This is a genomic window from Streptomyces coffeae (genome assembly GCF_016741875.1).
Taxonomy (GTDB): domain Bacteria; phylum Actinomycetota; class Actinomycetes; order Streptomycetales; family Streptomycetaceae; genus Streptomyces; species Streptomyces coffeae.
Genome location: NZ_JAERRF010000050.1, coordinates 13604 through 35669, shown reverse-complemented (window position 1 = coordinate 35669; position 22066 = coordinate 13604). Strand labels below are relative to the sequence as shown.

General features: G+C 69.7%; 20 protein-coding genes. 8 read left to right on the top strand and 12 right to left on the bottom strand.

The genetic code is table 11. The features are described from left to right. Positions 1-205: 205 nt before the first annotated feature. From tyrS to JK363_RS39445, 9 genes are all read right to left on the bottom strand, one after another. Complete coding sequence (gene tyrS, locus JK363_RS39485) at positions 206-1624, bottom strand: tyrosine--tRNA ligase (protein ID WP_201883134.1); 1419 nt, start codon at positions 1622-1624, stop codon at positions 206-208. 59 nt (positions 1625-1683) lie between these two features. After that, positions 1684-3096, bottom strand: a complete 1413-nt coding sequence (locus tag JK363_RS39480; RefSeq protein WP_201883131.1) for a metallopeptidase TldD-related protein — start codon at positions 3094-3096, stop codon at positions 1684-1686. Beyond that, positions 3093-4634, bottom strand: a complete 1542-nt coding sequence (locus JK363_RS39475; protein ID WP_201883129.1) for a TldD/PmbA family protein — start codon at positions 4632-4634, stop codon at positions 3093-3095. Before JK363_RS39475 ends, JK363_RS39480 begins: the two co-directional genes overlap by 4 nt. A 178-nt stretch (positions 4635-4812) precedes the next feature. Beyond that, positions 4813-5169 carry a hypothetical protein gene (locus tag JK363_RS39470; protein ID WP_201883139.1) on the bottom strand — a complete coding sequence of 119 codons (357 nt, stop codon included), beginning with the start codon at positions 5167-5169 and terminating at the stop codon, positions 4813-4815. Between the two features lie 451 nt (positions 5170-5620). Next, positions 5621-10051 carry a putative T7SS-secreted protein gene (locus JK363_RS39465; RefSeq protein ID WP_201883127.1) on the bottom strand — a complete coding sequence of 1477 codons (4431 nt, stop codon included), beginning with the start codon at positions 10049-10051 and terminating at the stop codon, positions 5621-5623. Continuing rightward, positions 10051-10572, bottom strand: a complete 522-nt coding sequence (locus tag JK363_RS39460) for a hypothetical protein (protein WP_201883125.1) — start codon at positions 10570-10572, stop codon at positions 10051-10053. Before JK363_RS39460 ends, JK363_RS39465 begins: the two co-directional genes overlap by 1 nt. Further along, entirely contained in the window at positions 10559-10879 is a 321-nt protein-coding gene (locus tag JK363_RS39455) for an SseB family protein (RefSeq protein ID WP_201883124.1), read from the bottom strand. The genes JK363_RS39460 and JK363_RS39455 overlap by 14 nt, the downstream gene beginning before the upstream one ends. Positions 10880-11100: 221 nt before the next feature. Next, positions 11101-11319, bottom strand: a complete 219-nt coding sequence (locus tag JK363_RS39450; RefSeq protein ID WP_201883123.1) for a DUF397 domain-containing protein — start codon at positions 11317-11319, stop codon at positions 11101-11103. Then, positions 11316-12155, bottom strand: a complete 840-nt coding sequence (locus JK363_RS39445) for a helix-turn-helix domain-containing protein (RefSeq protein WP_201883122.1) — start codon at positions 12153-12155, stop codon at positions 11316-11318. The genes JK363_RS39450 and JK363_RS39445 overlap by 4 nt, the downstream gene beginning before the upstream one ends. A 152-nt stretch (positions 12156-12307) precedes the next feature. On the opposite strand from JK363_RS39445, the gene JK363_RS39440 reads away from it, so the two are divergent. The 4 genes from JK363_RS39440 (at position 12308) to JK363_RS39425 (ending at position 15157) form a co-directional block, all read left to right on the top strand. Continuing rightward, positions 12308-12856 (top strand): ATP-binding protein, encoded by a 549-nt coding sequence (locus tag JK363_RS39440; protein ID WP_307822063.1) that lies wholly within the window; start codon positions 12308-12310, stop codon positions 12854-12856. 282 nt (positions 12857-13138) lie between these two features. Then, complete coding sequence (fabG, locus tag JK363_RS39435; RefSeq protein ID WP_201883121.1) at positions 13139-13843, top strand: 3-oxoacyl-[acyl-carrier-protein] reductase; 705 nt, start codon at positions 13139-13141, stop codon at positions 13841-13843. A gap of 5 nt (positions 13844-13848) precedes the next feature. Continuing rightward, positions 13849-14619, top strand: a complete 771-nt coding sequence (gene fabI, locus JK363_RS39430) for an enoyl-ACP reductase FabI (RefSeq protein ID WP_201883120.1) — start codon at positions 13849-13851, stop codon at positions 14617-14619. A 214-nt stretch (positions 14620-14833) separates the two neighbouring features. Further along, entirely contained in the window at positions 14834-15157 is a 324-nt protein-coding gene (locus tag JK363_RS39425) for a hypothetical protein (RefSeq protein ID WP_201883119.1), read from the top strand. 26 nt (positions 15158-15183) lie between these two features. Here JK363_RS39425 and JK363_RS39420 read toward each other — a convergent pair whose 3' ends face one another. Then, positions 15184-15885 (bottom strand): FadR/GntR family transcriptional regulator, encoded by a 702-nt coding sequence (locus JK363_RS39420; protein ID WP_201883117.1) that lies wholly within the window; start codon positions 15883-15885, stop codon positions 15184-15186. A gap of 106 nt (positions 15886-15991) precedes the next feature. Here JK363_RS39420 and JK363_RS39415 point away from each other — a divergent pair, with 106 nt between their 5' ends. From JK363_RS39415 to JK363_RS39405, 4 genes are all read left to right on the top strand, one after another. Then, positions 15992-17329, top strand: a complete 1338-nt coding sequence (locus JK363_RS39415; protein ID WP_201883115.1) for a CynX/NimT family MFS transporter — start codon at positions 15992-15994, stop codon at positions 17327-17329. Positions 17330-17402: 73 nt separating this feature from the next. Further along, positions 17403-17519, top strand: coding sequence for an SGM_5486 family transporter-associated protein (locus tag JK363_RS44070; RefSeq protein ID WP_268981166.1), 117 nt, complete (start codon positions 17403-17405; stop codon positions 17517-17519). Between the two features lie 163 nt (positions 17520-17682). After that, on the top strand, positions 17683-17937 hold the full coding sequence (locus tag JK363_RS39410; RefSeq protein WP_372444944.1) for a hypothetical protein: 255 nt from the start codon (positions 17683-17685) through the stop codon (positions 17935-17937). Positions 17938-18052: 115 nt separating this feature from the next. Beyond that, positions 18053-18571, top strand: a complete 519-nt coding sequence (locus JK363_RS39405; protein WP_201883113.1) for a SixA phosphatase family protein — start codon at positions 18053-18055, stop codon at positions 18569-18571. A gap of 110 nt (positions 18572-18681) precedes the next feature. On the opposite strand, the gene serB is transcribed toward JK363_RS39405, so the two are convergent. Continuing rightward, entirely contained in the window at positions 18682-19917 is a 1236-nt protein-coding gene (gene serB, locus JK363_RS39400; protein ID WP_201883111.1) for a phosphoserine phosphatase SerB, read from the bottom strand. Positions 19918-20455: 538 nt separating this feature from the next. Beyond that, on the bottom strand, positions 20456-21904 hold the full coding sequence (locus JK363_RS39395; protein ID WP_201883109.1) for a streptophobe family protein: 1449 nt from the start codon (positions 21902-21904) through the stop codon (positions 20456-20458). Positions 21905-22066 lie beyond the last annotated feature (162 nt).

Sequence of the window (22066 nt, the reverse complement as noted above, 5' to 3'; positions counted from 1 at the left end):
GCGCTCCGCGGGAAGTGCCGCGCGGCGCGGTCGTTCGCCCGCGGCTGCGTTGTGGCTGGCCTGGTCCGGCGGAGACCGGCGCGCGTGGTGGATGCGCACCGGCCGCCGCTTCGGGCCGTCGTGGACGGCACGGTCACCGCCCCTGGACGGTCACCGCCCCTGGACGGTCACCGCCCCTGGACGGTCACCGCCCCTGGATGTGGGCTCACAGCCCCTGGATGTGGGCGATCTTGCGCCCGGCCTTGAGGTAGACGGTGCCGGAGGCCGCGGTGAAGCCGGCCTCCGCCAGGGTCTCCGCGACCACCTCGGCCAGCGGCCGTACCGCCTGCGCCTCGGGCAGCACCACGGACTCCTGGCCGCCGTCGGTCTCGATGACCAGCCGCAGCCCGTTCTGCTTGGCGACCCGGCGGGCGGCCGACGCGCTGGGCTGGAACTCCAGGACCTTGCTCAGCACAGTCGCGACGGTCTCCGGACCGTGCTCGGCGGCGTCGACCACCGGCAGGGTGCCCACATCGGCGAAGCTCTTCTTGGAGAACTGGGCGACAAAGCCCGCCCGCGCCTTCATGGCCGCCTCGATGCCGTACAGCGCCGCGACGACCTCGCCCGCCAGGACCTTCTTCAGATCCATCGGATGCAGCGAACGGTCCTCCACCCGGGCGGTCGCGGCGGCGATCTCCGGGTCCGTCCACTCCGTCCACGCCTCCAGGTACGGCTTCATCAGCCGGTCCGGAATCGACATGATCTTGCCGAAGACATCGTCGGCGGTCGCGGTGAGCGCCACATAGTTGCCCTTGGACTTGGACATCTTGGCGCCGGTGCCGTCGGTGCCCTCGATCAGCGGCATGGTGACGACCAGCTGCGGGGTCTGCCCGCGCAGCTCCATCAGCTTCCGGCCCATCTGGAGGTTGAGCAGCTGGTCCGCGCCGCCGAGCTCGACATCGCATTCCAGCGCCACCGAGTCCAGCGCCTGGGCGATGGGGTACAGCAGCTCGGACATGGTCAGCCCGGAGCCCGCCGCCAGCCGGTTGCGGAAGTCTTCGCGCTGGAGCAGCTGGGAGACCGGCACCTGGGAGAGCAGCGTCAGCAGCTCCGGGAAGGTGTACGGCGCCAGCCACTCGCTGTTCTGCCGGAAGCCGACCTTCTCGAAGTCGAAGAACGGCCGCACCTGCTCCTGGTAGCCCGCGAGGTTCCGCGCGATGTCCTCGTCGGTCAGCGGCGGACGCTCCGCCGTACGGCCCGACGGGTCCCCGATCTTGGCCGTGAAGTCGCCGATCAGCAGGGTGACGTCATGGCCCATCCGCTGGAAGCGGCTGAGGATGATCATCGGCACGACGTGGCCGAGGTGCACATCGGCGGCGGTCGGGTCGATGCCCAGCTTGATTCCCAGCCCCTTGCCCTCGGCCCGACGCCGCTCGATGCGCTCGGTCAGCTCGGCCACGCCCGGCAGCACCTCGACCGTGCGGGACGCGATCAGCTCCGCCTGGTCCTTCGGCGACAGGTCCGTCAGATCCAGATAGCGCCGCGAGCCCGTCTCGTTCAGCAGCCGCTCGACGGTGCTGTCGGAGGAGAGGTCCTGGCTGAGGAGCTCGCTGGCGCGGGCGACGGATTCGCCGAGGCGTGTCATGAGGTTCCTGAGGTGAGTCATGGATGGACGGATGGGCGGGGACCAGTGTATTCGGCCGGTCACACCCCCTTGCTGACGGAGCTCATGTTGAAGTCCGGGATCCGCAGCGCGGGCATCGCGGCCCGGGTGAACCAGTCGCCCCACTCGCGCGGCAGCGTGATCTCGGTACGGCCCGCCTCGGTGGCGCGGGAGAGCAGATCCACCGGCGACTCGTTGAACCGGAAGTTGTTCACCTCGCCGATCACCTCGCCGTCCTCGACCAGATAGACCCCGTCCCGGGTGAGCCCGGTCAGCAGCAGGGTGGCCGGATCGACCTCGCGGATGTACCACAGACAGGTCAGCAGCAGGGCCGGGCCCTGGCCGCCGGTGGCCGCGACCATCTCCTCCAGTGAGCGGGTGCCCTCCGCCTCGAGGATCAGGTTGTCGATCGCCGGGGCCACCGGCAGCCCGGTGAGGCCGGCCGAGTGCCGGGTGGTGAGCAGCTGGTGCAGCACCCCGTCGCGCAGCCAGTCGGTGGCCGGCAGCCGCAGACCGTTGTCGAAGACCGACGCGTCGTCCCCCGAGGAGTGCGCGATCACGAACGGCGCCGCCTCGAGGCCCGGTGCGTGCGGATCGCTGCGCAGCGTCATGGGCAGCGGCGACAGCTTCTCCCCGATCCGGGTCCCGCCGCCGGGGCGGCTGAAGACGGTACGGCCCTCCGCCGCGTCCCGCGCCGCCGACGACCACATCTGATAGATCAGCAGATCGGCCACGGCGGACGGGGGCAGCAGCGTCTCGTAGCGGCCCGCCGGAAGCTCCACCCGCCGCTCGGCCCAGGCCAGCCGCCCGGCCAGCTCGGCGTCGATCGCGGCCGGGTCCACATCGGTGAAGTCACGGGTGGCGCGCCCGGCCCACGCCGAGCGCGGCCCGCCGCCGTCGGCGGCCGGGGACTTGGCGTTGATCTCCAGGGTGCCGGTCGGCTGGTCGTGGCGCAGCCGCAGCCCGGTGGAGGTGCCCAGATAGGTCGAGACGACCTCGTGGTGGGCGAAGCCGTACAGCTCCCGGCCGCCCGCCCGCGCCCGCGCGAAGGAGTCGCCAAGGGCGGGCGCGAAGGCCGCGAACACCTCGGAGGAGGTCTCGGCGGGGGACTCGGTGAAACCGGGGGAGTCCGGAAGCGAGGCGTCCGGCCCGACCAGCGGCTGGGCGTCCTCGGCCGGACCCGCCTCCCGGGCCGCCGCCTCGGCGGCCCGGACCAGCGGCTCCAGCTCCTCGGCGGTCACGGCGGACCGGGACACCACTCCCGAGGCGGTGCCCTTGGCGCCGTCCACGGTGGCCACCACGGTCAGCGAGCGGCCGCGGGTGACGCCGTTGGTGGTCAGAGCGTTGCCCGCCCAGCGCAGATGGGCCGTGGACGTCTCGTCCGCGATCACCACACAGCCGTCCGCGCGGGACAGCTCCAGGGCGCGTTCGACGATCTCGTGCGGCTTGGTCATCGCCCGGCCTCCTGGGTGGTGTTGAGGATGTTCACGCCGCGGAACAGCGCGGACGGGCAGCCGTGCGACACTGCCGCGACCTGCCCCGGCTGCGCCTTGCCGCAGTTGAAGGCGCCGTGCAGCTCATAGGTCTGCGGACCGCCGACGGCCGACATCGAGCCCCAGAAGTCGGTGGTGGTGGCCTGGTAGGCGAAGTCGCGCACCTGCCCGGCCACAGCGCCGTTCCGGATGCGATACGCCCGTTGCGCCGTGAACTGGAAGTTGTAGCGCTGCATATCGATCGACCATGAGCGATCGCCCACCAGATAGAGGCCGTTCTCGACATCGCCGATCAGATCCTCGGTCGACGGCCCGCCCTCGGCCGCCGGTTGCAGCGACACATTGGCCATCCGCTGCACCGGTACATGGCTCGGCGAGTCGGCGTACGCACAGCCGTTGGACCGCTCGAATCCGGTCAGCCGGGCGATCCGGCGGTCCATCTGATAGCCCACGAGCGTGCCGTTCCGCACCAGGTCCCAGGACTGCGCGGCCACCCCCTCGTCGTCGTAGCCGGTCGTGGCCAACCCGTGCTCGGCCGTTCGGTCACCGGTGACGTTCATGATCTCCGAGCCGTAGACCAGCTTGCCCAGCTGGTCGAAGGTGGCGAACGAGGTCCCCGCGTACGCCGCCTCGTAGCCCAGCGCCCGGTCCAGCTCGGTGGCGTGGCCGATGGACTCATGGATGGTCAGCCACAGATTGGACGGATCGATCACCAGGTCGTACGCCCCGGCCTCCACCGACGGCGCCCGCATCTTCTCGGCCAGCAGCGCGGGCATCTCGGCCAGCTCCGCGTCCCAGTCCCAGACACCGGCTCCGGCCCCGGCCCCGGTCAGATACTCCCAGCCGCGCCCCACCGGCGGGGCCGTGGTGCGCATCGAGTCGAACTCACCCGTCGTGGGATCCACCGCGAACGCGGTCAGCTGCGGATGCAGCCGCACCCGCTGCTGGGTGGTCGTGGTGCCCGCGGTGTCCGCGTAGAACTTGTTGTCCTGGATGGTCAGCAGACTCGCGTCGGCGTGCGCCACCCCCTCGGCCGCCAGCAGTCGCTCGCTCCACTCGGCCAGCAGGCCGGTCTTCTCCGCGTCCGGTACGTCGAAGGGGTTGACCTCGTAGGACGAGACCCAGGTCTTGTCCGCGTGCAGGGGCTCGTCCGCCAGCTCCACCCGCTCATCGGACCTGGCCGCCTCGATCACCTTGGCCGACAGCTTCGCCATCGCCACCGCCCGCGAGGCCACCCGCGCCGCCGCGTCCATGCTGAGATCCACCCCTGAGGCGAACCCCCAGGCCCCACCGTGCACCACCCGTACCGCGTACCCCACATCGGTGGTGTCCGAGGACCCCGAGGGCCTGGCATCCCGCAACCGCCACGAGGCGCTGCGCACCCGCTCGAACCGGAAGTCGGCATGCTCGGCCCCCAGCGCGCGGGCGCGGGCGAGGGCCGCGTCGGCGAGCGCCCTGAGCGGCAGCGCGAGGAATGACGGATCGATCTCGTGCGCCACGGGCGACTCCTCTTCGTCGGTGTACGTCCGGTGGGTCCGGTCGGTGTGTGTCCGTCGGCAGTGAACCATGCCTCTACGACATCGGGCGCGGTATTGGCACTGGAAGGCCGGGCCTCGGGGATCCTGGGCGGCGACACTGCTACGGCGGCAACCACTCTCGCCGGCGTGCCCTTCCGGATCACGAAGTCGCTCGCCGCAACCTACTGATCCACCGGGAACAGGTCTCCGTGTTGATCTCCTGAAATAGCTCTGGAGTGGAGATTTCAAAGAGGAACTGAAGCAGCAAATCCTCATGCTCTTCGGGGATGCCGATGGTCTCCAAAGAATGCACGACCTCTGCCCAGTCGATGAGTTCCTGTGCCGAGATGTCGCCCCGGATGAACTTTTCCAGAGCGGTGATCGCGATCTCCGGGCAGAGGCAAACCACATCGTTGACTTCACCGTGACTTGCCGACTGTGCGGCGGGGGCTAGATCATTTACGCGTCCGTTCAGGTGAAGCAGATCGAGAAGTTTTTGGTTGTCCTGTTGATGCACGCCGTCCCCTATGGCGAAGTGCTACGGAATTACTCGGGGCCAGCTCAGTGGCAACCGTGTCTCTATGAATCCGATCGCAGGCAATCGTGAACAGCGTCCCTCATGGAATTCGCCAGCGCGATGGCGTTCTCGCGATAGAATCCAGTTCGAATGTGAAAGGCTTCTTCTGACGGCAATGCCACGACCGCATGTGTAATGCTGGCATAAATAGTGTGGAGTTGTCTGAATGTAAAGGTGCATGAGCCTGATGTGTTGTCCGGCAAATATGCTACTTCTTGCGTGACATTCTCCAGTTCCCTTCTCGGGCTGCCTGTACAGAATTCTGTCATGGCATCCCCGCTGTGGGTCTCAATGGCGAGCGTGATGCACTCTCGGAGCAGAGCTGCCTGAGCGGGTGTAAGCGTCAATGACAGGCCTTCTGTGTCATGTGACTGAATGCGAATTTTTGCTCTCATTTTGCTTTGTATCTCCCTGAGTTGAAAAGATCTTCTGAATAGTGGTACGCGTGAATCCGGTACGCTGTCTCGACGATCAGGACGCCACGCCGACTGTCATACGCGACGTTTGAGCCTGTTTTAGTGTCCACGTGGGTGGTATTACCCTCGAAGGACGCCAGATATCGGGCCAACGCCTTCGGGTTCGAACCGATACCCGATATGGAGTGATCTGCCGCATTGGCTGAACCATCGTTCATGCGCTGAAAATCGTGGTCCACGCCTTCTGCGACTCGCGATCCGTATTGTTGGTCTATTTCATCGTATGTGTCGTCGTCGATGCCTGGCTTGCAGCCTTCCAGGCCGAGCGGGTCGGTCCAGGCAAGGGGGTTGGCGACGTAGATGTGGGGGTTGTCGGCCGGTGCGAGGCCCAATGGGTCAGGCGAGTTGTAGCGGGCGGTCTCGGGGTCGTAGTAGCGGAAGTAGTTGTAGTGCAGGCCCGTTTCCGGGTCTGCGTACTGGCCGGGGAATCGGAGAGGGCAGTCCACCGCCGAGGTCCCCGGCGGGGCGGGGAGGGGGGTGCCCCAGAGGGTGGTGCGGGGGTGCCAGGCCAGGGTGCCGTCGGGGGCGATGAGTTCGGTGGGGGTGCCGACCAGGTCCGTGACGATCGCGTGGAAGCGGGTGTCGTACTCGGTCCTGGCCAGCTTGGACGTCGTCGTCTGGGATATCGGACGGTGGGTCCCCGGAACGTAGTCCCACGTGGTGGTGTGTCCGTCGGATGTGGTCTGTTCGGCGAGGCGTGTGCCGTCCCAGGTGAAGTCGATCCGCTCCGCCACCGTGTCGTCCGCAGCCAGGCGTTGCTTGGCGGTGCGGCGGCCCAAGGGGTCGTAGGCGAAGCGCCAGCGCGCGCCGTCCGGGGTGGTGGCCTGGGTGAGGCGGTCCTCCGCGTTCCAGGTGTAGGTCCAGGTGCGGCGCTGGCCATTGAGGAGGCGGCGGGTGCGGCGGATCAGGCGGCCCTGGGCGTCGTGCTCGTACGTCGTGCGGTTGCTGTCGCCGCCTGCGGTGCGGATGAGGGTGCCGCTGAACTCACGCGGGCCGGGGGAGGGGTGCTTGGGAGCCTCGGCCGTGGTGAGGTTGCCCGCGGTGTCGTAGGCGTAGGTCTCGGTCCAGCCGTTCGCGTGGACGGCGGTGACCCGGCCGACCGGGTCGAGGTCGAAGCGGCGAGTACCGGACGTGAGTTCGCGGATCTCGGTGAGGTGGTCGTCCAGGCGGTAGCCGTACGCGCGGTGCTGGATGAGGGTGTCGGCCGGGCCGGTGACGGTCTGGCCCGTCATGCGGTCCAGTTCGTCCCAGGTCTGGGTGAGCGTCACATCGGCACCGAAGGCGCGGGACGTCTCGCGGCCCGACGCGTCATAGCCGAAGCGCAGGGTGTTGTCTGCCGTGGTGAGAGACGCAGGGCGGGATGCCGCGTCGTATGTCCACTGCGAGCGCACACCTGCCGGGGTCGTCCGCTCGGTGCGGTTGCCCCCAGCGTTGTACGCGTAGTTCGTGGTGCGGTCGTTGACCGTCTCGGTCAGGATCCGGCCGAGGACGTCGTAGGTGCGAGCCAGCTCCGTGTCCGGGTTCGTCGCCCGCGTCAGACGGCCCACGGTGTCGTAGGCGAAGGTCGTCTCGGTGCCGTCGTCGGCACGCGCGGAGACCGTACGGCCCAGCGCGTCCCGCTGGTAGTGCAGTCGCTCGCCCGCGCCATTGGTGCGGGCCGTGACGCGGCCCGCGGCGTCGTGTTCGTACGACAGGGCGCGGCCGTTGAAGTCGGTTTCGGAGGTGAGCCGCCCGGCCCCGTCGTAGGCATAGGTCCAGGTCAGGCCCTGGGGGTTGGTGACCTGGGTCAGCTGTAGCTGGGTGTCGTAGGTGAAGGCGTACTCCGCCCCGTCCGGCTCCGTCCGCGTCGCCGGGAGGTCGAAGTGGGTGTGGGTGTGGCGGGTGGTGTTGCCTGCCGGGTCGGTGTGTTCGAGGAGGTTGCCTTCGGCGTCCCAGTTCCAGGTTTCGCGGCTGCCGTCAGGCCGGGTGCGCCACGCGGGCTTGCCCTCGATCGTCCAGCCTTGGCGGGTGACATGACCCAGGGGGTCGGTGATGCGGGTGATGCGGCCGTGGGTGCCCCTGCGGACGGTGGTCGTGTTGCCCAGGGCGTCGGTGACCTCGACCGGCAGGCCCGCCTCGTTGCACGCGACGCGAGTGGTGTGGCCCAGCGGGTCGGTGATCGAGGAGAGGTTGCCGGACTCGTCATACGTGTAGTGGGTCTCCGCGCCCGATGGGTCCGTTGCCCTGGTGCGGTTGCCCCGCTCGTCGTACGCGTAGCGCCACACGGCGCCGTCCGGTTCACACACCTCCAGCGGCTGGCTGTGCGCGTTGTAGGTGGCGGTGGCCGCCGTTCCGTCGGGGCGGTCGATGCGTATGAGGTTGCTGGAGTCGTCGTACGCGTAGCGGGTGGTGTGGCCGAGTGGGTCGGTCACCGACAGCGGCAGGCGCCGGGTTTGGGGGTCCCATTCGGTGTGGGTGGTGTGGCCCAGGGCGTCGGTGCGGGCCACGGCACGGTAGGCGTCGTCGAAGACGTAGGTGATGCGGTGACCGAGGGAGTCGGTGTAGACGGTCGTGCGGGAGGCCGCGTCGTAGTGGAAGCGGCTGGCCATCATGTCGTCCGAGCCGATGGTGCGCAGCACGCGGCCGCGGTGGTCGTAGAAGTATCCGAAGCTGGTGCCGTTGCGGTCGGTCCAGGAGGTGATGCGGTGGTGGTCGTCGTAGGTGAACCGCATCGGTTCTTCGGCGGAGTTGAAGACCTCGGTGAGGTCCCCGGCGTCGTTGTAGCCGAAGGAGACCAGCGTGGTGCCCGTCTCGGTGTCGCCGATGCCCAGCAGGCGCAGCGCGGTGACACGCAGCAGTTCCGGGTCGGTGTCGATGGCGATGCGGTAGCCGCCGGAGTGCGCCACCTCGCGTGGGGTGCCGTCGGTGTCGTACGTGAAGATGAGGGACCGCCCGTTGCGGTCCTCGATCATCTTCAGGGGGAGTTCATTGCCCTCCACGCCCTCCAACGGCGCGAAGTGAAGGGTGCGGGCCTGCTCGGGGATCTCGATCCCCATGCTGCCGCCCACCGTGCCGTCCCAGCGCAGCGGCCAGCGCGGGCCGCGCGTCGGGTAGGTGTCCTCCTCGGGGCGGGGGATCGGGTAGCGCAGCACCATGCCGTCGGCCGCGACGAACGAGATCCCGTCCGCGTCCAGTTCCAGGCGCTGGTCGAGGGTGGCTGCCCAGGTGCGGCCGAACCAGCCGCCGCAGGTGTGTCCGGAGACGAAGGTGCGCTCCAGGACCAGCGGTAGCGCCCCGGGCAGGGACACGTCCGTGGCCGGCATGACCATCTCGCCGGTCGCGACGTCGACCGGGTCGTGCTCACAGTCCTTGTTGTGCCCCTCACGGTCGTGGCTGCCGGGGCGGTTCGCCCGCTCGTGTGCTTCGCCGTCCCGGCCGAGTGCTTTCCTCCGCATGGCCAGGCGCTGGGCGGCGCTCTGGCCCGTCTTCAGACTCTTGCGCAGCGCGCTCGCACCGCCGGTGGCCAGGGCGAGCAGCAGTGACGGGGTGATCTCGCCCGCCGCGCGTATCGGGTCCTTGGACCACATGTCCCAGTTGGTGACCGCCTTCGCGAACTCCTTCGGGTGCTGAGCCGCGTACATCGCGCCGTCCGCCACGCCGGCCAGCTGCATCGAGAAGCCGTTCAGGTCGCCCTTGACCAGCGAGGCGGGGAGCTCGGCCATACTGAGGATGCCGTGATGGGCCTTCCACAGCCCGTCCTTGAGGCTGTCCCCGAGCTTGTGCCAGTTGTTGGGCTTGTCCGGAGCCTTCTTCGCCGCGTCGTCGATCTTCTTCTTCGACGTATCGACGACCAGCTGAAGCTCCTCGATCAGCTTGTCCAGCCGCCCGACGCAGTCCTCCATCGCCGAGACACCGGGATCGGTCTCCGAGGGCCGCTCCGGTAACTGCTCGTCGTCGCGCTTGACCGCGTCGTTGTACGCCTCGACCTTCTTGTTGTGCGCCTCGGAGGCTGCCTGTGCCCGCTCCGCGGCCTCGATGATCGGCCCACACCGCTTCTGTGCCGAGCGCAGCTTCCTGGCGTACGCGGCCAGCGCGCTGGCCGCATGCGTGAACTCATCGTGACCCGTCGTCAGTTCCTTCGGAAGGCGGTCGACCGCCTTCCGGAACTCCCCCGCGCCCTGGCCCTGCCAATCCGTCAGCTCCAGCGGCCGCAGCTTGTCCTTGCCGTCCTGGAAGGCACCCGCATACGCCCGCAAGTCCAGCACCAAGTCATCAATGTCGTCCGGGTTTCCCGGGATCAAGTCCCTGGCCGTGGCGCCCGCCGGTATGCGTATCTGCGGGGTCCGCCCCGCGTCCGGATCCCCCATCAGGACTCATCCTCGTACTCACGCAGCAACTGGTCCGCAAACTTCTGCACGGCCGACGTCGTCTCACGCTTTTCCATCTCCGGTCTGCCCACGTTCTCCCAGGACCACTTGCCCGCAGCGCCCGACGGGAGCTTGGCCATGTTCTCGTCCGACGGCCAGAAGTCCTTCACCCGCAGTAGATCCGCCAGCATGTACCCGGCGATCGCCTCATACAGCCGCTCCACCACCACATCCGCGTGATCCGCGAGCTCGCCCATGCCAAAGCCCCACGCCTTGACGAACCCCTCGCCAGCCGTGAGGAGTTCGGGCGCGCCGCAATGCTTGAGATAGGCCGTCAGCGTCTCCTGCCCGTTCTTGACCGCCCGAGCCCCGACCACCGACTCCTCCAGCGGGACGATCACACTCTGCACCGAAGCTATCTCGATCTTGTAACCGTCGGCACCTTCGTTACCGCCGTACTTACCGTGCTCACCCCCCTCACTGGGCGCACGGTTCACATTCCTCGCGTCAGGATCGCCCACGGTCGTCCCCCTCCTCGTGAACCTCCGCCGCCTCGCGCAGCATCCCCGCGTCCAACAGGAAAGGTTGCTCACCCAACGGGTCCACGAACGCCCGCACACCCTCCGGCAACAGCTCCACCAGATCCTCGACCGTCGTCGACGCCCAAGAGCACGCACCCGCGAAACGAGCAAGACCCGGGATCGACGTGAACACCGGCACCAATGGGCCGGCCTCCGCCGTCTCCGAGACCAGGAAGCCGGGACTCTCCGGGCGCTGGAAGTACAGGCGCACCTCGCGCAGCGCCGCCCACTTCTCCCGCTCCGACATCCTCGCCGCGGTCTCCTGACGTACGAGATCCGCCAGGCTCTCTCTGCCGCCCTGACCGGGCGGCCGGTTGTTCCCTCCCCCAAACATGCGGGCCATCTTCACACACGTGACCGACACCTTCAGTAACTGACACACCGCGCTTCGCAACCGCCACTCGAAACAACAGTGGCCGCCCCGGTTGCCCAGGACGGCCTGTTCGGTGTGTCGGGGACAGGACGGTGTTACGCGCCGAACTCCCCAGCGCGGAGGCTGCCGATGAAGGCGCCCCACTCGGCTATGTGGAAAGCGAGCTGCGGCCCCTGCGCGTGCTTCGAGTCCCGTACATGGATGGCGACGGGGCCAGCGGCCACCTCGACGCACATGCCGCCCTCACTGCTGCTGTAGCTGCTCTTTACCCACATCAGCTCGGACGCGTCATCTCCGCTTTGCATGGTGTTCATAGTTCTCCCCGCAGCTTCTCGATGAACTCCAGCGACTCCCGTGGCCTGAGAGCCTGTGCCCTGATGATGCCGTAGCGTTGCTCGATTTCACGGACCGATTTTCGGTCCGTGAGCAACCTGCTGACGTTCTGGGCCTCAACGTAGGCCATGGTCTGCCGCCCCTGCGGTTCCAGCAGGGCGAAGGGGCCAGCCGTTCCGGCGTGATCCTCCAAGGTTGTGGGCATGACCTGGAGCTCCACGTTTCGCATCAGCCCGATGTGCAGCAGGTGTTCCAACTGCCCGCGCAGCACTTCAGTGCTGCCGTAGGGACGACGCAGCACCGCCTCTTCGGTCACAAAGCTCATGATGGGTGCGGGTCGACGGGTGAGGAGTTCCTGCCGGGCCAGCCGGGCCGCCACCCGCTGCTCGACGGTTTCCTCCTCCAGTAACGGCCGTTGCATGTTGAGTACGGCGCGGGCGTAGTCCTCGGTCTGGAGCAACCCGTTGACTACCAGGCACTCATACGCGTGGAACTCCGTCGCCTGTGCCTCCAGTCTCGCCGCCCCACGAAAGAACGCCGGAAGCCGCGCCTTGGACACCTCCTCCCGCGCCGCCCGCAGCACCCCGAACGCGTCCAGCACTTCGTCCGCCGCGTCCAGGAACTCCGGCTGTGGGACCCGCCGCCCCTGCTCCACCGAGGACACCTGCTCCTCGCTGTACCCGATGGCCTCGCCCAACTGCGCCTGCGTGAGCCCCGCCCGCTCGCGGAAGAGCTTCACCTGCTTGCCCAGGCACTTGAGGATGTCCGCCCCGTACTCGCCCTGCCCCTGTTGCCCCGGCCGTTCCGCCGCAGTCATGTCCCGCCACCTCCCGTGCACAAGAACGTCGTGCCTCCCCACCCGCGTTACGGCCATCACTCCCGTACGTACACGTTCAGTGCCCGTACAGCGACCCTGGGTACCCGCGAGCTGTCTGGCCAGGCTATGCACGCTTCGCCACGCTCGGTGACGTGAATGGCGAAAATCCCCCTGGCAATACGCTCGGCGGTGGCGCGCAACTCCCTGCCCCGCCCGGCACGTTCGAGATGTTCTTCACCTCTTCCCGGCATGGCGCCCGGCTCGCCCGGCGTCTGGTCGTCCGCAGGCTGGCGGAGTGGGGCATTCCGCGGGAGAGTGACGCCTCGCACGGCATCGCCCTGCTCGCGGGTGAGCTCACGGCGAATGCCGTGAGCCACGGGCATGTGCCTGGCCGGAACTTCCACCTCCGCCTGACCTGCCAGCCCCCGCCCGCGCCCGCGCCCGCGCCCGGAGAGCATCGATCCCCGGTCACTGCGCGTATCGAGGTGTCCGACGCGCGAGGTGAGCGGCGCCCCGAGCTCCGCGATCACACCGCCGAGGCAATGGCCCACCAGGAGGAGCACGGACGCGGGCTGCTGCTTGTGGACGCGCTCGCCTCCACATGGGGCGTGACGGACCGCACCGTCGGCAAGACGGTGTGGTGCGAGTACGCCGTGGAGCCCACTCGGCTCGGTGGCCCGCATGCGCGCCCCGAGGCGTGAGCTTGCGAAGGTGCGCACCGCGGGCGAGCGCAGGTGCGGTCAGTCATGTGAGTGACACGATGAGTGAAGAGGGCAGGCCGTGGCGCGCTCGCCGAGCAGGTCTTCCCGGACCGGCTTACCGCGGGCCTTCTGTAGGAAGTCGACAGTGTGTCCCACACGCCCCTGTGGGCGCTCGATTCCTCCCCGAAGGCCTTGGACCGATAGTTTGCGAGGGTAGGGGTCGGCACACACTGTGACGCCCGGCACGACATCGACAAGAGATCGACAAGAGAAGGTGGTCCCTTGAGCCGCTCGGTTCTCGTCACCGGAGGCAACCGCGGCATCGGCCTCGCCATCGCGCGTGCCTTCGCCGACGCAGGCGACAAGGTCGCCATCACCTACCGGTCCGGTGAGCCGCCGGCCGGATTCCTCGCGGTGAAGTGCGACATCACCGAGCCCGAGCAGGTCGAGCAGGCCTACAAGGAGATCGAGGAGAAGCACGGCCCGGTCGAGGTCCTGGTCGCCAACGCCGGTATCACCCGCGACCAGCTGCTGATGCGCATGACGGAGGAGGACTTCTCCGCCGTCCTGGACACCAACCTCACCGGCACCTTCCGCGTGGTCAAGCGGGCCAACCGCGGCATGCTGCGCGCCCGCAAGGGGCGCGTGGTGCTGATCTCCTCCGTCGTCGGCCTGCTGGGCGGCGCGGGGCAGGCCAATTACGCGGCCTCCAAGGCGGGCCTGGTGGGCTTCGCCCGCTCCCTCGCCCGTGAGCTGGGCTCGCGCAACATCACCTTCAACGTGGTCGCGCCTGGTTTCATCGACACGGACATGACGCGTGCGCTCAGCGACGAGCAGCGCGAAGGCATCCTGGAGCAGGTGCCGCTCGCGCGCTACGGGCAGCCCGAGGAGATCGCCGCGGCGGTCCGCTTCCTGGCCTCCGACGAGGCCGCGTACATCACTGGAGCCGTCATCCCTGTCGACGGCGGATTGGGCATGGGTCACTGAACGTCATGAGTGGAATTCTCGCCGGTAAGCGCATCCTGGTCACGGGCGTCATCACCGAGGCGTCCATCGCCTTCCACGCCGCCAAGCTGGCCCAGGAGGAGGGCGCCGAGGTCATCCTCACCGGCTTCGGCCGGGTCTCCCTCGTCGAGCGGATCGCCAAGCGGCTGCCCAAGCCCGCCCCGGTGATCGAGCTGGACGTGCAGAACCAGGAGCAGCTGGACGGGCTGGCCGACAAGGTGCGCGAGCACCTCGGCGAGGGCGTCGACCTCGACGGTGTGGTGCACTCCATCGCCTTCGGCCCCCAGGGCGCCTTCAACTTCCTCGAGGGCAGCTGGGAGGACGTCTCCACCGCGGTGCACGTCTCGGCGTACAGCCTCAAGGCGCTCACCATGGCCTGCCTGCCGGTCATGCCGCGCGGCGGCTCGATCGTCGGCCTGACCTTCGACGCGCAGTTCGCCTGGCCGAAGTACGACTGGATGGGTGTTGCCAAGGCCGCCCTGGAGTCGACCAACCGCTATCTCGCCCGCGACCTGGGCGAACAGAACGTGCGCTGCAACCTGGTCTCGGCCGGGCCCATCAAGTCCATGGCCGCGAAGTCCATCCCGGGCTTCGAGGAGCTGGCGGACGTGTGGAACCACCGGGCCCCGATCGGCTGGGACCTCACCGACCCGGAGCCCGCCGGGCGCGGCGTCGTCGCCCTGCTGTCGGACTGGTTCCCGCGCACCACGGGCGAGATCGTGCATGTCGACGGCGGCGTGCACATGATGGGCGCCTGAGCCCTTCCGCAGCCGCCACGAGCCCAACGGCCCGCCGCCCCGCCTCCCGCACCGCGCGGGGGCGGGGCGGCGGCCGTTGGGCCGTACGGACGCGTTAGCCCGATCGGGCCAGCCGGAGGGGCGTACGGGTGGTGTTCCGCGCAGTGTGGAGTACGTAAGACGACGTACGACGAACCGACTCGCGGAGCGACAGCACGGCCGAGGAGGTCCCGCCATGCGTACGACCCGGCGCGTCGCCGCCGCAGCCTTGATCGTCGCAATGGCCGGCTCCGCCGTCGCCGCGTCCCACTCCGCCGCCCAGGAGCGCCCCCGTCCCCGCACCGCCGCCTGCAACACCTGGGTGCGCGGTTCGCACGCCACCGCGAGCTGCTTCAACCCCAATCCGAAGGTGGACCGGGTGCAACTGCACGTCGAATGCGCCCGCTGGTGGGATCCGGACATGGACGCCCGCCCCATCGAGGTCGGCCCGGCGCAGCACGTACGGCTCGCCGAGCGGTGCTGGAAGGAGATCCGCAAGGCGTGGGTTAGCCACCGCTAGGCCCTGGCCGGTGGGTCTCAAGGCGCTCAGGGGGCTCCGGCCGGTGGGGTCAGCCGGCCCGCGACCCCGCGGCAGCCGAACGGGTGCAAGCTCGCCTCCGCCGCCGCCCGCTCGCCGTCCTGCTCCCGGATCGCCTCCACCATCCGAGCGTGGTCCACATGCAGCTCCGGCCGCATCGCGTCGCCCAGGTCCGCGCGGAGGAAGTCCCGCACCACCGCGCCCAGGTCCGCGTACAGCTCGGCCAGGACGTCGTTGTGTGAGGCCGCCACCACCGCCATGTGCAGGGTCACGTCCGCCTCGACGAACGCCTCCAGATCGCCGGAGTCCCAGGCCCGCTCCCGCCGGTCCAACTGGGCGTCCAGCCCCTTGAGGTCCTGCTCGGTACGGCGCTCCGCGGCCAGTTGCGCGGCCTTCGTCTCCAGGGCGCTGCGCAGCTCGGCCACATGCCGCGGATCGGCGGCGGCGAAGCGGCGGTGCATCACCCCGGCCAGTTCGCTGGTGGCCAGCACATAGGTGCCCGAGCCCTGCCGGATGTCCAGCAGGCCGTTGTGAGCCAGCGCCCGGACCGCCTCGCGCACGGTGTTGCGGGCCACACCCAGCTGTTCGACCAGCTCGGGTTCGGTGGGAATCCGCGAGCCCACCGGCCATTCGCCCGAGGTGATCTGGGCGCGCAGCTGGGCGATCACCTGGTCGGCGAGGACGGAGCGCTGGGGTGAGGTCAGCGGCATGACTCTCCTGTGCCTGGGGTGGGGAAGCGAGTACCTCCATGATGCCGTCCGGGCGTCACCGGGCGGCCACTATCAACTGGACAAGCATTCATCCCATCATTCTATGATGGTCGGCATGCCAGCACACGACGACCTCGCGACACTCGACGCTCCGGCCTCGCCCAGCGCCACCCGGGAGCCCGGATCCCGCCCCACCGGCTCTCCCTGGCGCGGACGTCTCCTGGTCGTCGGGATCCTGCTCGCCGCCCTCAACCTCCGGCCCGCCGTCACCAGCCTCGGCCCGCTGCTCGAGGAGGTCCGTGCCGACCTCGGGATGAGCGGCACCGTGGCCGGACTCCTCACCTCGGTCCCCGCGGTCTGCTTCGCGCTCTTCGGGCTCACCGCGCCCCGGCTGGCCCGCCGCTGGGGGCCCGGCGCCGTGGTCTGCGCCGGTCTCGCCGCCGTCACCGCGGGTCTGGCGCTACGGCCCTTCGCGGGCGGCACTCCGGCCTTCGTGGGGGCCAGCGCGCTCGCGCTGGCCGGTATAGCGGTCAGCAACGTGCTGATGCCCGTGATCGTCAAGCGCTGGTTCCCCCACCGGGTGGGCGCGATGACCGGTCTGTACTCCATGGGTCTTTCGCTCGGCACCGCGACCGCCGCGGCGGCCACCGTGCCCATGACCCGCGCGCTGGACGTCAGTTGGCGGGCCGGGCTCGGGGTGTGGGCGCTGCTCGCCGCCATCGCCCTGGTGCCCTGGCTGTTCCTCGCCCGCGACCGTACGAAGGACGCGGGGAAGGCCGGGGAGGAGCCGCGGTCCGGTGCGGACTCGGGTACGGGCTCGGGTAAGGACTTCGGTACGGACGAGCCCGGGGCGGCCGGGCGGGCGCGGCCCATCACCCGCAGCCCCATCGCCTGGTCGATGGCCGTCTTCTTCGGCCTCCAGGCCACCGCCGCGTACATCACCATGGGCTGGATGCCGCAGATCTTCCGGGACGCGGGTGTCTCCGCCTCCACCGCCGGGGTGCTGCTGGCCGTGATCATGGCCATGGGGGTGCCGCTGTCGTTCGTACTGCCGCCGATCGCGGCCCGGCTGCGCCACCAGGGCGTGCTGGTGGTGATCCTCGGTGTCTTCGGGCTGAGCGGCTACGCCGGGCTCTATCTGGCCCCGGCGGAGGGCGCCTGGCTCTGGGCCCTGCTGCTCGGCGTCGCCAACTGCACCTTCCCGCTCGCCCTCACCATGCTCGGTATGCGGGCGCGGACCAGTGCGGGGGTGGTCCGGCTGTCCGCCTTCACCCAGGGCACCGGTTATCTGCTGTCCATCCCGGGTCCGCTGCTGGTCGGCGCGCTCTACCAGCACAGCGGCGGCTGGGGACAGCCGATCGCGTTTATGGCCGCGCTGATGGTGCCGCAGATCGTGGCGGGTGTGTTCGCCGGGCGCAACCGCACCCTCGAGGACGAGATCTGACCGGCGCCGCCCGGAGCGTCCGCGCGATGCCCCCGGTCCCGGGGTTCCGGCCCGGGGGTGGGACACTCGGAGCATGCCTGTGCTCGATGAGAACCCCCAGAACGGCCAGAAGAAGCTGCTCGTCATCCTGGGCGTGATGCTCGGTATCACCGTGGTCATCGCTGTGGTCGCCACCTTCGTCTCGCCCTGACGGACGGGCCTTTGAAGCACGGACCGCCTTTGGGACACGGGCGGCGCCGGGGACGCGGGGGTGGGGCTGGCACCACCATCCCCTAGGGGGCCAGGGTCAGGGGTAAGTGGGTGGATCACCGGATGGGCGCGGCCGTACCCGCTCCGTAAGGTCGAAGCATCCGATGTACCGCCACCCGATCCGCGACCCGGAGGCGATCCCCATGTCCGCCCGCAGCCACCCCCGGCCCGTACCCCCGGTGCACAGCGGCGTGGAGATACGGCTGCCGTGGTGGGCGATCGCGCTTCCCGCCATCGCCTTCGCGGCGCTGCTGCTTCTGCTCGCGGGGCCCACCGATGCCCATGCCGCCACCGGCCCGGGCGCGGTCTCGCAGGTCCTGGGGCTGGTGCATCAGGTCGTCATGCGTCAGGGGGCATGATCGCCACGACCGCGGCGATCATCCGCGGCTGCCACCGGACCGTGGTTACTCACCTTTGATCAGGTCGTTCCCGCACCCTGCGCCTGGACCACCGTTTCATGCGAAGCTGGGACGCATGAGCGTCGATGTGCCCCGCAGGATTGTCCTTCTCCGACACGCCAAGGCCGATTGGCCCGAGGTGGCAGACCATGAGCGGCCGCTCGCAGAGCGCGGTCGCAAGGACGCCCCGATCGCCGGGCGCCGGCTCGCGGAAGCCGGTCTCACCCCCGAACTCACCCTCTGCTCCACCTCTGTACGCACCCGTGAAACCTGGAAGCTGGTCGTCCACGAGCTGCCCCAGCGCCCCAAGACCGTCTACGAGGAGCGGCTGTACGACGCCTCGCTCGGCGAGCTGCTGGCGGTGCTCAACGAGACCTCCGACGACATCAACGATCTGCTCGTCGTCGGGCACAACCCCGGGATGCACGCCCTCGCCGACGCCCTCGCGGGCGAGGCCGAGGAGGGCACCCGGGAGCGGATGTCCCGCTCCGGCTTCCCCACCTCCGGGTTCGCGGTGGTGACCTTCAGCGGTTCATGGAAGTCCGTCGAGCACGGAGTCGGCCGCCTCACCACCTTCTGGGCGCCCCACGAGTGAGCCACCACGAGTGAGCCACCACCGGCCCTCGCCCCGCCGTCGGAGGACGGGGCGAGGGCCGGTACGCGTCTGCCCCTGCCTGACGCCCCGGGGCCGGGCAGTGGGGCGGGTCAGTCCACGTGGGCGTCGGCCGCCTCGACCTCTTCGCGGGTCACGCCCAGCAGATACAGCACCGCGTCCAGGAACGGCACGTTCACCGCCGTGTGCGCGGCCTTCCGCACCACCGGCTTGGCGTTGAAGGCGACCCCGAGCCCGGCCGCGTTCAGCATGTCCAGATCGTTGGCACCGTCGCCGATCGCGACGGTCTGCACCAGCGGCACCCCGGCCTCGGCCGCGAAGCGCCGCAGCAGCCGCGCCTTGCCCGCCCGGTCCACCACCTCGCCGACCACCCGGCCGGTCAGCTTGCCGTCGACGACCTCCAGGGTGTTGGCGGAGGCGAAGTCCAGCCCCAGACGCTCCTTGAGATCGTCGGTGACCTGGGTGAAGCCACCGGAGACCACACCCACCTGGTAGCCGAGCCGCTTCAGGGTGCGGATCAGCGTACGGGCGCCGGGGGTGAGCCGGACCTCCGCGCGCACCTTGTCCACCACGGACTCGTCGATGCCCTTCAGCAGCGCCACACGTGCGTGCAGCGACTGCTCGAAGTCCAGCTCACCGCGCATCGCCCGAGCCGTGACCTCGGCGACCTCGGCCTCGCACCCCGCATGCGCCGCGAAGAGCTCGATCACCTCGTCCTGGATGAGGGTGGAGTCCACGTCCATGACCACCAGCCGCTGCGCCCGGCGCTGGAGCCCCGACGCCACGACGGCCACGTCGACGCCGATGTCCGCGGCCTCGGTGGCCAGCGCGGTGCGCAGCGGCTCCGTCTCGGCGCCGGACACCTCGAACTCCACAGCCGTCACGGGGTACTTCGCCAGCCGGAAGATCCGGTCGATATTGCCGCCGGTGCCGGTGATACGGGAGGCGATGGCGGCGGCGGCCTCGGCGGTCAGCGGATGGCCCAGCACGGTGACATGCGACCGGCCGGTGCCACGCGGGCGGTTGTCGCCCCGACCGGAGATGATCTCGGCCTGGAGCCGCATGGACTCGGCCCAGCTGTGCACGGTGGCCCGCAGATCCCCCTCCGTGCCGTCACCGGCGGTGGGGGCGGTCACCAGCACACACAGCACGATGCGGCCCCGGGTGACGACCTGCTCTATATCGACTATGTCCAGGTCGTAGGCGGCCAGGGTGTCGCAGAGCCCGGCGGTGATGCCGGGGCGGTCCTTGCCGAAGATCTTGACGAGGAGCGTGGGGACATCGTCGCCAGGAACGGCGGTGGCAGGTGGGATCTGCGATGTGCTCATGGTCCTCCCACCGTATCCGGCCGCGAGCCGGGCGCGCGCGGCGGCCCGCGTGCTGGACAGCCGCCCGGCGCCCAACGTTCACGCCCCGGCCGCCGCGATGTCACCACGGCTGCGCTGGGCTGCGCGGGCGCCGGTGCGGCAACCGTCGCTGCGGCCGTGCCGCGGTCGGCGTTGCCGGTGCCCAGGCCGACCCCGGGCTGCCTCCGCCATCGCCGGGGCCGGTGCCGCCATCCGGGCCTCCCGTGCGGCTTCCGTCGCCGACCCGCGGTCGCAGCTCGAGCTACCCAAGTCGTGGCCCGAGCTGACCGTGCCGCGGTCGTCGTAGGTGTGCGGTACCGCTCGCCGCCGCGGCGGCCCGTGCCGCATCTGCCGTAGCCCATGCCCGAGCTGCCGCTTGGCGCTTCCGCTGTCTGTGCCGTGACCGGGTGTCGTTCGCGCTGCCGTGCCGTGCCCCCGCTCGTGTCCCGCCATGGTCGTTGCCGGTGCCCGTATCGCGCCCGCCGTAGTCCATGCCCGAGCCGCCGCCCGCCCGCCGTTGTCACCGGTGTCCGCGCTTCGCGGCGTCGCCACCGCCACCGCCCCCGTCACCCCGCGCCATGCGCCGGGCCAGTGGGGTGGCCCATCGCCCCTCCGCGCCTGCGGCGCGGGTGATTGTCGCGCCGAGGGCGCCCGACACCGCGCCCCACGCCGCGCCCAGCAGCAGGGCCAGTGGCACGCTGCCATGCAGTTCCAGCCCGGCGCCGAAGGCATCGAAGCCGAACACCGACAGACTCGCTCCCGCCGACACCCTGGTCAGCCACACCAGCAGCGCCAGCACCGGCGCGGTCGCCAGCCCGAGCCGCAGGGCGCACACCCCGGCCGTCGTGCCGAGCGGCCGGGGGCGGGCGCCCTCGGTGGGCGTACGTACCGCCGTCAGCACCCCGGCCGCGAGCATCATCAGCACACTCGCGACCACCAGCAGCCACACCCGTCCGTCCAGTTCGGCCAGCCGCCCCACCGTGATCGGCTCATCGCCCTGCCCGGCCAGCAACGCGTCGAAGGGGGCGGGCAGCACCCGCGCGAGCGCCCCGGTCACACTGCCGTGCCAGGGCACGAAGAGCCCCAGCGCGGTGCCCAGCCATACCCCGTTCGGGGCGGTGAGCAGCGCCGTGCCGAGCACCAGCCGGGGATGGTCGTCACCGGCCGCCGCGTAGACCGCCGCCACGAGACCGGCGACCACCGCGAGCACCAGCACCCCGCACAGCGCGGACACAACGGGCCGGACCGTACGGTGCAGCGCCTCCGCGCCCGGCGGGAGCGGCGTACGGCGCGAGGCGAGCAGCGCGAGCAGCAGGACAGCCACGATCCATACGGCGCCGCCCAGCAGCGAGCGCCCGGCCTCGACGGTGAAGCCGACCGACGCCTTGGCGTCGATGAGTCCGGCCAGCCGGTCCGGCAGCAGTCCGGCGCCGATCTGCCCGAGATCGCCCAGTTCCTCGGGGAGCCGCTTCAGCAGCTCCTGCTCCGCACGCCTGCCGAGTTCGTCCAGACCGAGCGTCTCGCTGTCGATCGTGATCGTATCGTTGCCCACCCAGGTGAGGCCGGTGAGCAACAACAGGAAGACCAGGATCACCAGGCCCGCCCGCAGGGCGAGTTCGGCCCCCGGCAGAGTCGCCCCCGCCGAGCGAAGTGAACGCAGAAAAAGCCATCCCAACAGCAGCGCTCCGACCAGGCTCACCCCAAGTGGCGCGATATCGATGGCGCTATGAGCTTCGGCGCCTTTCAGCCCGAACGTCTCGATATCCCCGGACGGGGCCACGGTGCCGCCGAGCGCCAGCACCATCGCGGCGGCGGTCATGGGGCCGAGTGCCCCGGCCCCATCGGCGCCGATCAGATGCAGACCGAGCGCCGCGATTCCCGCCATCGCCAGAAAGGCCCAGCTCACCGCCGAGATGGCGGCGAGTGTCGCATGCCCCCAGGGCAGGCGGCCGCCGTCGCTCCCGCTCATGCCCTCGACTCCTGAACCATGCGAGTTGCCCGGATAATCCATCATCTGCACTATCCGTCAGCGCTTACCACTTTCCGAGGGCCTTTCGGATGAGTCGACGCTGCCCGAGGTGTGCTCGTGTCAAAACCCGACTTTCGGTCAAGGGACTGAGCCTGAAATAGT